Source organism: Cytophaga sp., from assembly GCF_051961495.1.
Lineage (GTDB): Bacteria > Bacteroidota > Bacteroidia > Cytophagales > Cytophagaceae > Cytophaga.
Map to the genome: position 1 here is coordinate 1 of NZ_JBQCDF010000234.1, position 11,643 is coordinate 11,643.

Sequence of the window (11,643 nt, forward strand, 5' to 3'; positions counted from 1 at the left end):
CAGAGCAACAGGTTACCCGGGCCCGGGAATTCTGCCTTCAGATGGGAGAGGATATTATGTGACGCTGCAGGTGAAGATATAAAGTACAGAGTACTGTGTCTTTGTTAAATTTGAAAGTATCATATAAAAGAAGGCGGCATATATTTATGTCGCCTTCTTTTATATCATTCAATCTGTTTTTTGAAAGTACTAAGTATTCCGTACTCTATACTCTGTACAGCTTACTCTTTCGCTGCCGCATATTGCAGTGCGCTCAGCTGGCTGTACATGCCGTTTTGATTCAGCAGTTCTTCGTGCGAACCCGATTCTTTAATTTCACCTTTGTCTAAGACAAAAATCGTATCCACGTGTTGGATCGTCGATAAGCGGTGTGCAATGATAATAGAGGTTCTGCCCTCCATGATTTTTGCTGTAGCTTCCTGTATCAATGCTTCTGTTTCTGAATCGATCGAAGAAGTAGCTTCATCCAGAATCAGAATCTTCGGATTATATACCATTACACGTATGAAGGAAATGATTTGTCTCTGTCCCGCCGATAGGGTACTTCCGCGCTCCATCACTTCATAATCCAGGCCGCCGGGTAAACGGTCAATGAAACGTTCTGCACCAACCATGCGGATCGCTTGCCAGATCTGTCCTTCTGTAATATCAGGATTGTATAACGTGATATTGTTGCGGATACTTCCCGAAAACAAAAAAACATCCTGTAATACTAAACCAATCTGTAAACGCAGTTCGTGCAAATCATATTCACGGATATCCGTACCATCAATACGTATAGAGCCCTGTTCAATATCGTAGAAACGGTTCAGCAGATTGATGATAGAGGATTTGCCTGCACCGGTAGAGCCTACAAAAGCAATGCTGCCACCTTGGGGTACATGGAAATTAATATTTTTTAAAACAGGTTGATTTTCGATGTAGCTGAAATAAACATGCTCAAACCGCACATCTCCTTTAATGGCAGGCAATGGTTTTGAACCCAGCGACTGGATAGGCGATTCATCATCCAGCAGCTTCAGGATACGGTCCGAGCTTACTACAGACAACTGTAATGTGTTGAAACGGTCAGCAATCATGCGGATCGGGCGGAAGAACATGGAGATATACATGATAAATGAAACCAGCGTTCCGAATGAACTTGTTTCACCCAATACTAATTTTGATCCGAACCAGATCAATAACACCAAGCCCAGTGAGCCGATAAATTCTGCAATAGGAAAATAAACCGAATATGCATTTACAGATTTCAGGTTTGAATCCCGGTGTTGTGCGTTGATGGCTTTGAATTTGGTATACTCGCGGTGCTCGCTGTTGAAGATCTGTACAATACTCATGCCTGTAATGTGTTCCTGCACAAATGTATTCAGGTTGGAAACCGCAATACGCACATGATTGAATGAATCTTTAATGCGTTCTTTAAATATGTAGGTGCTGAATAGCAGTATTGGCAGCGGACATAAGCAGATCAGCGTTAAGCGCCAGTCAATATAAAGCATAAAACCAAAGATAAAGATCAGCTGCAGGAAATCACCGAGAATGCCGGCTAATCCATCAGACGTGAAGTTGGAGAGCGTTTCCACATCTGAAATGTTACGTGTTACCAAACGCCCGATGGGTGTTTTATCAAAAAAACTCAAACGAAATTTCAGCAGATGCTTGAACAGCTTCATGCGGATATCGCGGATGATGGTTTGTCCCAGCTTGCCTGCTAAATACGTATCATAATACTGCATAAAGGATTGCGCAACCAGCACAACAACCATCAGGCCAATCATCAGATATAATCCATTCAGGTCTTTGTTTGCTATCTTTTCATCAATAGCTATTTTAACCAGGTATGGTTTTACGGAAGCAAGTACGGCGCCCAATAGGGTCAAAAAAACCTGCGTATAAAATAAGTGCTTGTACGGTTTAACAAATTGAAATAATCTGCTTAAGATTTTTATGTCAAATAAATTGCCGCTTACAGCACCACTTTCTTCTTTTTGCACAATGTATAATGTTTCCTTTGTAACGTATTCTTATTTGGAAGAAGTTCCCCCGGACTGTTTTTTTATGTCAATTTTGTATAAAAGAATGTGCAGGCCAATGCCCATCAACATTCCGATAATACCGCCGATATAACCGAAGTTATTGATTCTTTCAACTCTCTGGAAAGCAATCGGGTCTAGAATATTTGTCGGCAGCGTTTTATGGATAGCCTCCATTTCACCGGCTACAGGCATATATACGGCAGCCATGGAAAAAGCGAATGAGCAAAAGAAAGTCAGCAGATAGGTATAGAACGTATAAAACATCAGCTTTTTATCATTGTGGTGAATCCGTCCTACGACCGTCAGGATGATACCAAAAGGAATACCGGTTTTCCATGCATTCAGAATTCCGATCATGCCGGCTTTGGCTCTTGGATGCCAGGTATGGGGCATGTCATAATCCTTAAATCTGAATTTGGTGAAGAATTCTTCAGAAATGGAAAACGTGATCTGGTCATGTATGAAGCCATATAAACTTGCCAGCATGGGGGCAAGGATAAGTAAGGCAATGAAAATGAATGTCCGCATGTGTCGATTCGGTATAAAGAGCTTATCGGTTATAAGCTCCGAAGTTAAAGATACTAAAAACTTATAAAGAAAAATCCCAAATCTTTTCAGAATTGGGTTAGAGATTTATGGCATGATATTACCAGGAGCTATATTATTCATTTGTTCGGTACTTGCTTTTGCCTTGAGCGCAGTTTGTGGCGGCGGAGCCAGTTTTATATTAATTCCTTTATTGGGATGGATACTTCCCGGCGCACAGGTTCCTGCAGCATTGTCCATAGGTACAGCTGCAAGTTCTGTTTCACGGATTGCTGTTTTTTTCAAAAATATCCGCTGGAGCGTAGTGGTTTGGTTTGTTCCGTCCGCGATACCCGCGGTGTGGGCCGGCGCCTGGTTACTCAGTTATGTGAATCCTATTTACCTGGAATTGATCCTGGGGATGTTTTTATTGTCGAATCTGATGCTGCTTTTAAAACCAGCAAAAAAAAATCCGGCGGAAAAAGATATGTCTGTAGTTATATTACCTTTTATCGGATTTGCAGCAGGTTTTGTATCAGGATTAACGGGTGCTGTAGGCCTATTGTTCAATCGTTTTTATTTGCGATACGGATTAACTAAAGATGAAATTATTGCTACACGCGCTGCAAACGAATTGCTGCTGCACCTGGTCAAACTTTGTTTGTACGTGTCTTTCGGATTGTTAACCATGCACGTAGTAGGTTACGGCTTGCTTATAGCCATTGCGGCTGTAGTCTCTGCCTTTCTGGTAAAGCGGATATTGCCTTATATCAGCGAAAGTGATTTTCAAAAAATCGGATATACGGCAATGGTTCTTTCGGGCCTATTCATGTTTGTAAATGCATCGAACAATATTGTAAGCCAGGATCATTTACATGTTTCGTATGTGGCTGCTGAAGACGGAATTGAAACGAAGATGCAATGGCGGCAGCGTACATTTCAGATTGATATTGAATATGATGACGGAGCACTGGAAATTGAATATCCGATTCTGCGCGAAGATCTGCCGGCGGATCAACAATTACGTGTGAATGAGCTGGCGCAAGGGGCAGACAATGTGTTGCTGGAAGAAGTATACGGTGTAAACAAACATTATTACGAAGTATATGTATACAAGGCAGGAGAGCTTATTAAATATGATATTTAAGAAATGCTCCAGGGGGGCAAACTCTTGGGAGGTTCATTAAGAAGAATAATGAAATAATAAAAAAAGTCTCTCCGGAAATTTCCGGAGAGACTTTTTTTATTATTTCATTATTCTGAAATCATGACCAGCAGGTAGCTGCACCAGGAATTCATAGATCATCTGGATCACTTGTTCAACATCTGTCTTGCTTACCATTTCAACGGTCGTATGCATGTACTTCAATGGTAAAGAAATCAATGCGGAAGCCACACCGCTGTTTGAATAAGCGAAAGCATCTGTATCTGTTCCGGTAGCGCGGCTTGCAGAAGCGCGCTGGAATGGAATCTCTTTGCGTTGCGCTGTGTCAATGATCATGCGCAGCAGGTTATTCTGTACCGCTGGCCCGTAGGTTAACACAGGGCCTTTGCCGCATGATAAATCACCGCTTGTAATTTTATTATACATCGGTGATTGTGTATCATGACATACATCGGTGATCACAGCTACATCCGGTTTGATTCTGTGTGCGATCATTTCCGCGCCACGCAGACCAATTTCTTCCTGTACCGCATTCACAATGTATAAACCAAACGGAAGCTGGTTGTTATTTTGTCTCAGCAAACGTGCCACCTCTGCAATCATAAAGCCGCCGATACGGTTATCCAGCGCACGCCCGCAGTAATAGCGGTCGTTCAGGATTGTAAACTCATCTTCAAACGTAATCACCGAACCCACATGTACACCTTTTGCTTCCACTTCTTCTTTTGAAGAACAGCCAAGGTCAATGAAAATATTTTTTAAGGTCGGAGGCTTATCGTTTTCTTCATCACGTACGTGAATGGCAGGCCAGCCGAATACACCTTTTACAATACCTTTATCTGTATGAATGTTTACGCGTTTGGATGGAGCAATCATCGTATCAGAGCCTCCGTTGCGGCGCACATAGATGTAACCTTCTTTTGTAATGTAATTGACAAACCAGGAAATCTCATCAGCATGTGCTTCAATCACAACTTTGTACGGTGCATCCGGATTGATCACACCCACTACAGTTCCGTAAGTATCCGTAAAATATGTGTCAATATACGGACGGATATAATCCAGCCAGATCTGCTGGCCAGAAGATTCAAAACCTGTTGGCGCAGCGTTGTTTAAATATTTATGTAAAAATTGTTCCCCTGAATCGTTAATAATACCCATGTGTATGTAATGATTTTAGTTGTTGGAACGAATATACATAGCCCGGAGCTAAAAATGCTATTTTCCGGTAAAAACTAACAGGTTTTGATTTTTTAATACGGCTATAATTTATTGTTTTGCAGCTGTTTGTAATTATTTTAGCCTGGCTCGAAAAAATAAAATACACTTTTATAGATTCGGTCCGGTAATTTCCGTTAGAAGATAGAGGGAATCTTCTCAATGTTTTTTAAGATTTAACAGGAAATATATGTCACAACGCATTGGAGTTATAGATATGGGAACAAATACGTTCCATTTGCTTATAACAGATATTGTAGATGATAAACCAACGGTACTGGTGAATGAAAAATCATCGGTCGGTTTGGGGAAAGGCGGTATTACAAAAGGCTTCATTACGGAAGAAGCCATGCAGCGGGCATTGAAGACACTACGCAGTTTCAGGAAAATACTGGATGCACATGAGGTATTGCATGTGATTGCGACCGGTACCAGTGCGGTAAGGTCGGCAAGTAATAAGGAAGAGCTCATCAGCCGAATAAAAAAAGAAGTGAATATTGATGTTGAAGTGATTGATGGTGTGCGTGAAGCAGAGTTGATCTTCAGGGGCGTGCAGCAGGCAGTTGCATTGAATGAAAAGCCAGCCCTGGCCATGGATATTGGCGGCGGAAGTGTGGAATTTATTATTGGTAATAAGGATGGTATTTTGTGGAAGCAAAGCTTTGAGATCGGTGGACAACGTTTGATCGATCGCTTTCATTTGCATGATCCGATGCGGGAAGATGACCGGATGATGATGCACCGGTTTTTTTCTGAAGTGCTGCAGCCATTAGGGGAGGCGGTAAAAAAATGGAAACCTGTACAACTGATCGGTTGTTCAGGTACCTTTGATACGCTTGCGGAAATGAATATTCAATACCATAGGGAAAAAATTGTACTTGAAAAGCAAACGAATTATTTATTATCGCTGGCAGATTTCAAACGCTTGCATAAGCAGCTGGTAGCAAGTACCCGTGCAGAGCGGCTGGCTATTCCGGGAATGATTGAATTGCGCGCGGACATGGTTGTAGTAGCAATTTGTCTGATCGAAGAAGTATTGAAATTTGTTTGCAGTAATACCATTATGGTTTCAACTTATTCGTTGAAAGAAGGTGTGCTATATACCATGCTGGACGGCGAAAAGGTGGGGAGTTGATAATTATGAACTCTGAATTATAAATTATGAATTCGAAAAATGAAAACTTCTATGAGCTTGATTCTACCGAAGGAATAGAACTTCATTACAAAATGAGTTAGAAAAAGAGCGTCCCGATCGAGACGCTCTTTTTATTTTTATAAACCACTTACTTTTTTATCCTTCGGATATTTGACTGAATATTTCAGTACAAGTTTTTTTGTTTCAGCCGCCGCCACATTCAGTTTCCAGGTAAGCTTGCCGGTTACAGGATCAACAGCTGCACCACTGGCTTCGATCAGTTCCACTTCCAGCAGACTGTTTTGTGAAATCGGATATTGATCTTCTACAACTATGGTAATCGGGTCTTTCTTCGTATTACGGATCACGATTTCATAGCCGTATTCTTCCTTGCGGTTGGTGCCGATCATTTTCTTGGAAGTATAATCGGTGATCAGGTTACGTTCGATCACAATACGCGGATCACGGCCTAAAGAGATATCAAGTGTATCACTGGTGTTGCTTGCATCAATAAATGTTTTGCCAACGAATGTTCCTTCAAAATAGATATTTGCATTGCCGGAAAGAATATTGTACGTATCCCATTTGGTAATACGTGCCAGTAAGAATGCATTCAGATCCAGTTTAGGAACAGCAGCATATTCGTACTGTGCAGGCAGGTCAATATTCTTAATATCTACCTGCTGGCCTTTGCCGCCTGACTGAATGGTATACGGCAGGCCAATCGCGAATTCAACCGATAGCGTTGTTTGTACTTCCGCTGTATAATCGGCAATGCTGGCAGCTGCCGGAGCATAGGCTTCACCATCCATATCTGCACCGCTTTTGTCATAACTTTGAGATCTTACAGATTCGCTGTTATAATATGTTGGTGCTGCCGCTGCCTTTTTATTTTTATAAACTGTTGGTTCATAAATATTCAGGTACCAGTTTGAAAGTTCCGGTTTGTTGCCGCCAACAGCTGGGTTGGTAGTAGATAACGTAATCTTCACGTTCTTCCAGTCGTAACCGGTATTTTGATAAACCTGTGCTTTGTAAGCCAGTTGTACCGCAGATTTTGTATCCTTTGCACGGATATCATACAACGGATACCAGCCTGTATTACTGGTGATGTAGGTAGTTGTCAGCGAACCTGAAACAGGAGCCTTTGCAGAAACAGTAACAATAATGGTACTGCTCGGCTGGTTCATGGTTTGGTTGTATTCCGCCAGCTGATTGTTAAAGCCGTTAAGCTTCAGCTGTTGTTTACGGATCAGGATTTTATTATCAATAATTTCTTCTCTGATTTCTTCCATACGATCCCGGAAAAAATCGGCCATATCTTCCAGTTCTTTTGCAGTAAGGTTTGTGTTCTGGCCTTTGATATTCTGATTGGAAAGGATTAATTGTTCTTCTTTTGCCAGTACCTCATTGATCTGATTGTTGAAGTCTATCAACATGGTATATTTTGCAATGGAATCCTCCAGGTTCTGTATTTTGGCAGGCTTGTTTTCCTTCTTTAAATAATCGGTTTCGTGCTCTACTGAAAGAATGATAAAATCTCATTTGCCGCTTAACTGTATGCTGTTTGGATCCAGAAAGGTTGTTTGGTTTTGTAAACGGATTTCTGTCTTGCCTTCGTCAATAGTTATTCCTGTGGTAGTCTCAATCTGCGCACGGTTCAGAAATACAGTTACCTGTTTAATTGCGGGCGTTGCTTCAAGCGTGTGGTTTTGAGCAAAGACGGCAAATCCGCTGCAAAGCAGTAAGCCAAGGGATAAGAGTTGGTTCTTCATAGAGTAAAACAAGTTTAGTCAATCGTTAGAACGAAAGGTATCGGTAAATTGTATTGATGAATAACGAATATACTTAAAAAAAGCATAGAAAGCCTAACGCTTAACGCTTAAAGCCTAAAGCAGGGGAAGCTAAATATGTTTATGCAAATTTCTGTATTTCAAATGATTAATTAACGTTGGAAGAATGTTTTTGCGTTCAGCGTTAGCATTAGGTTTTAAGCTTTCCGTCTCAGGCATTCAGCGTTCAGCCTTCGGCTTCCCTCCGTTAGGCTTTCCGCATAGAAACCCATATTTTTGTTAACTAATCGAAATCTTATGTACCCATATAAAGATCTGTTTGCTTTCACTAAGAACGTTTTTTTAGCTATCGGTTGTCCGGAAAAGGATGCACAGCTTGCAACGACTGTTTTATTATCTGCCGATTTACGCGGAGTTGATTCACACGGTGTTGCCCGTTTAACAGGCTATGTACGTTTGTGGGAAGCCGGAAGGATCAATGCTAAGCCCAATGTGCGCGTTGTGCATGAAACACCAAGTACAGCAACCGTTGATGGTGACGGAGGTTTAGGTTTGGTAGTGGCGCCGCAGGCCATGCAGATTGCTATCGAAAAATCAAAACAGGTAGGCTCAGGCTGGGTAAGTGTAAAAAATTCCAATCACTACGGGATTGCAGGTTATCACGCAATGATGGCGCTGGAACATGATATGATTGGCATTTCAATGACCAATGCGAGTCCGCTGGTTGCTCCCACACACTCTCTGAAAAGATTATTGGGAACAAACCCGATCGCGGTTGCTATACCTGCAAAGAATGAACCGCCAATGGTGGCAGACTTTGCAACCACAACTGCTGCCAACGGAAAACTTGAAATCTTACAGCGTAAAAATCTGGAAGCACCGCTGGGCTGGATTCAGGATAAAAATGGAGTAACAACTTCAAATGCGCATGAATTAAAAGAAGGGGGAGCGTTATTACCACTTGGCGGCGATCGTGAGCATGGCAGTCACAAAGGTTATTGCCTAGGTTCTATTGTAGATATATTCTCAGCAGTATTATCCGGAGCTAATTATGGTCCGTGGGTGCCGCCGTTTGTAAGCTTTTTACCAGTACCGTCCGATCCGGTTGGAGAAGGTATCGGACACTTTTTTGGCGCCATGCGTGTTGATGCATTCAGGCCGGCAGATGATTTTAAATCGCATATGGATAACTGGATCAAAACGTTTAAAAATGCACCTGCAGTAGAAGGAGAGAAAGTATTGATCCCGGGCGATCCGGAGCGTGAAATCCAGGCATCACGTCTGAGTGAAGGTGTCCCTTTGCTGCCACCGGTAGTTAAAGATCTGAAGGAAGTGGCCGATAAATTAGGCGTTGCTTTTATGTAGGTTTAAAGCTGAAGGCGTAATGCTGAATGCCTAATGCGTTCAGTATAAGCATTGCTTAAAACAAGTAACATTCAAAAATAATTAGTCGATTTAATGAATGTATTAAGCTTTAAGCGTTCAGCCTTAAGCCTTAGGCATAACAACATTGCCTTCTGAAATTCGTTTAACTTATTAATGGCTAAAAAAAGAACCATACCAAAACCGAAAACGAAAAAAGCTGCTCCTAAAAAGAGTAAAGCTTTTACTGTTCCCACACAGGCGTGGTTTTATTTAGCGGGCTTTGTATTACTTTTTGCGTGCTGGTATATCACCGTTGCATCCAATACAGCTTTTCGTTCTTCCGCGTATTACATATACATCAGCAGGGGGACGGACATGGAAGAATTATCAGACACATTGGTGGAACGCAAGATTATCAAATCCGGGATGACTTTCCGGTGGATGGCATCTATGATGCATGTAGAAACATTGCGCCCGGGCATGTATCGTATCGAAAAAGGCTGGGGAAATTACCGGATGCTGGATTTTATTGATGATGCTGAAATCCGCGCCTCTCAATTGATTGATCTGGCGGAATACCGTTCCCGTAAACGCACGATTAAAGAGCTTTGCAAGCTTACCAATATCAACGAAAATGATTTTATTGAACTGCTGAAAGACGAAAATGAAGTAGATGATCTGGGAGGCTTTACTACGGAATCTGTTTACTGCATCTTCAGGCCGGGAAGATACAGAGTATACAAAAGCAGCACTCCGAAAGAAGTACTGGAATATATGGCATGCCAGTATACACAGCTTTGGAATGACGAGCGCAGGGCTGCATGTAAGCGCTTAGACCTGACCGAAGATGAAATTGTGATTCTGGGTTCCATTGTTTATTCAGAAACCAAACAACGCAGTGAAATGCCTACCATTTCAGGCGTATACATCAACCGGCTTCAAAATAACATGAAGCTTGAATCTGACCCGACTGCCTTGTTCGCCAACAATAGCATGGATTCAAGACGGGTTTCAAATAAACATATTTCCATTGAATCGGATTATAATACCTATCGCCGCAAAGGCCTGCCGCCGGGACCAATCTGCATTGTTCCGGAGTTTGTTATTGATGAAGTATTAAAATACAACGAACATAAATACTATTATTTCTGCGCCAAAGGTGACAGATCCGGCTGTCACAACTTCGCCACTACCTACGACGAACATCTGGAAAATGCCAAAAAATACAGAAGCGGTTTGGATAAGAAGAAGATTTATAAATAAGTGTTCAGTATAAAGTGTATAGTGTAAACATCAAAAGAGATAAGGCTATAAATAATTAAGAAACGATTACACTTTACACTCTAAACTTTACACCTGCCTAAAAAAGCACCGTTTTTTTAAAATTATCATCCGCAGTTAAATGCTCAACATCGCCTTCCACCCAGCATACAATCACCCGGTTCCCGAAGGCCACCGTTTTCCCATGCTGAAGTATGATCTGATTGCGGAGCAGCTTGTGTATGAAGGCACAATCACAGAATCGAATCTGTTTACACCTGCTGAAATTTCTTCAGAAGACCTGCTGCGTTCGCATGATGCAGTGTATGTACATAAATTAAATACCTTGTCTCTTTCACCTGCGGAAATCCGTAAGACGGGTTTTACATTAACCGGGGAACTGGTTTACCGGGAGAATGTAATCATGCAGGGCACCATAGACGCTGCGATACATGCATTGAAATATGGTGTCGGGATGAATATAGCAGGAGGTACGCACCATGCCTACAAAGCACATGGCGAAGGATTTTGTTTATACAACGACATCATACTGGCGGCGGATTACCTGTTGGCGCACAAGTTCGCCAAACAAATACTGGTGGTAGACCTGGATGTACACCAGGGGAACGGAACCGCTAAAATGGCCGAAGGCAATGCAGCTGTTTTTACATTCAGCATGCATGGGGCTACCAATTATCCTGCACACAAAGAACGCTCAGACCTGGATATTGCACTGCCTGACGGCACAACGGATGCAGCGTATTTACATATCCTTGAAGAAAATTTTTTGCGGTTGATCGACACAGTAAAACCTGATCACATCTTTTTCCAATCGGGTGTAGATGTACTTGCAACCGATAAATTAGGCAAGCTTGCCTTGTCCCGGGCGGGATGCAAAGCAAGGGATAAAATGGTGTTAAGATTGTGTAAACAAAACAAAATTCCACTAACCATCTCATTGGGTGGGGGTTATTCTGAAAGTATCATTGATATTATTGAAGCTCACTGCAACACCTTCCGTCTGGCTCAGGAACTTTATTTTTAAATTTTAAGTAGTAATACAGTACGGAAGGCTTTCAGCGTTACCTTTTACACATTAAACTTCTTATATTTACTTGAATGTATATACCATGAAGCAGTTTATTT

Annotated in this window: 10 protein-coding genes; 5 read left to right on the forward strand and 5 right to left on the reverse strand. The window is 41.8% G+C overall.

Features of this window, described 5'->3' with window-relative positions; all coding sequences use genetic code 11:
• Positions 1-221: 221 nt before the first annotated feature.
• Positions 222-1,994, reverse strand: a complete 1,773-nt coding sequence (locus ACTHJT_RS13060; RefSeq protein WP_440238863.1) for an ABC transporter ATP-binding protein — start codon at positions 1,992-1,994, stop codon at positions 222-224.
• A gap of 30 nt (positions 1,995-2,024) precedes the next feature.
• Positions 2,025-2,564 carry a hypothetical protein gene (locus tag ACTHJT_RS13065; RefSeq protein ID WP_440238865.1) on the reverse strand — a complete coding sequence of 180 codons (540 nt, stop codon included), beginning with the start codon at positions 2,562-2,564 and terminating at the stop codon, positions 2,025-2,027.
• A gap of 112 nt (positions 2,565-2,676) precedes the next feature.
• Here ACTHJT_RS13065 and ACTHJT_RS13070 point away from each other — a divergent pair, with 112 nt between their 5' ends.
• Positions 2,677-3,708 (forward strand): sulfite exporter TauE/SafE family protein, encoded by a 1,032-nt coding sequence (locus tag ACTHJT_RS13070; protein ID WP_440238867.1) that lies wholly within the window; start codon positions 2,677-2,679, stop codon positions 3,706-3,708.
• 99 nt (positions 3,709-3,807) lie between these two features.
• On the opposite strand, the gene ACTHJT_RS13075 is transcribed toward ACTHJT_RS13070, so the two are convergent.
• Positions 3,808-4,887 (reverse strand): M42 family metallopeptidase, encoded by a 1,080-nt coding sequence (locus ACTHJT_RS13075; protein ID WP_440238869.1) that lies wholly within the window; start codon positions 4,885-4,887, stop codon positions 3,808-3,810.
• Between the two features lie 247 nt (positions 4,888-5,134).
• On the opposite strand from ACTHJT_RS13075, the gene ACTHJT_RS13080 reads away from it, so the two are divergent.
• The gene (locus ACTHJT_RS13080; RefSeq protein ID WP_440238871.1) at positions 5,135-6,079 is read left to right on the forward strand and encodes a Ppx/GppA phosphatase family protein; all 945 of its coding nucleotides are present in this window, start codon (positions 5,135-5,137) and stop codon (positions 6,077-6,079) included.
• 137 nt (positions 6,080-6,216) lie between these two features.
• Here the strand turns inward: ACTHJT_RS13080 and ACTHJT_RS13085 are convergent, their stop codons facing one another.
• Both ACTHJT_RS13085 and ACTHJT_RS13090 read right to left on the reverse strand, forming a co-directional pair.
• A complete protein-coding gene (locus ACTHJT_RS13085) occupies positions 6,217-7,518 on the reverse strand; it encodes a DUF4139 domain-containing protein (protein ID WP_440238873.1) in 1,302 nt (433 codons plus the stop codon).
• A 102-nt stretch (positions 7,519-7,620) separates the two neighbouring features.
• Positions 7,621-7,854, reverse strand: coding sequence for a DUF4140 domain-containing protein (locus tag ACTHJT_RS13090; protein WP_440238875.1), 234 nt, complete (start codon positions 7,852-7,854; stop codon positions 7,621-7,623).
• Between the two features lie 315 nt (positions 7,855-8,169).
• On the opposite strand from ACTHJT_RS13090, the gene ACTHJT_RS13095 reads away from it, so the two are divergent.
• The 3 genes from ACTHJT_RS13095 (at position 8,170) to ACTHJT_RS13105 (ending at position 11,542) form a co-directional block, all read left to right on the forward strand.
• Positions 8,170-9,237 (forward strand): Ldh family oxidoreductase, encoded by a 1,068-nt coding sequence (locus ACTHJT_RS13095; protein ID WP_440238877.1) that lies wholly within the window; start codon positions 8,170-8,172, stop codon positions 9,235-9,237.
• Between the two features lie 174 nt (positions 9,238-9,411).
• Complete coding sequence (gene mltG, locus ACTHJT_RS13100; RefSeq protein ID WP_440238879.1) at positions 9,412-10,500, forward strand: endolytic transglycosylase MltG; 1,089 nt, start codon at positions 9,412-9,414, stop codon at positions 10,498-10,500.
• Positions 10,501-10,639: 139 nt separating this feature from the next.
• A complete protein-coding gene (locus ACTHJT_RS13105; RefSeq protein ID WP_440238881.1) occupies positions 10,640-11,542 on the forward strand; it encodes a histone deacetylase family protein in 903 nt (300 codons plus the stop codon).
• Positions 11,543-11,643: the final 101 nt, after the last annotated feature.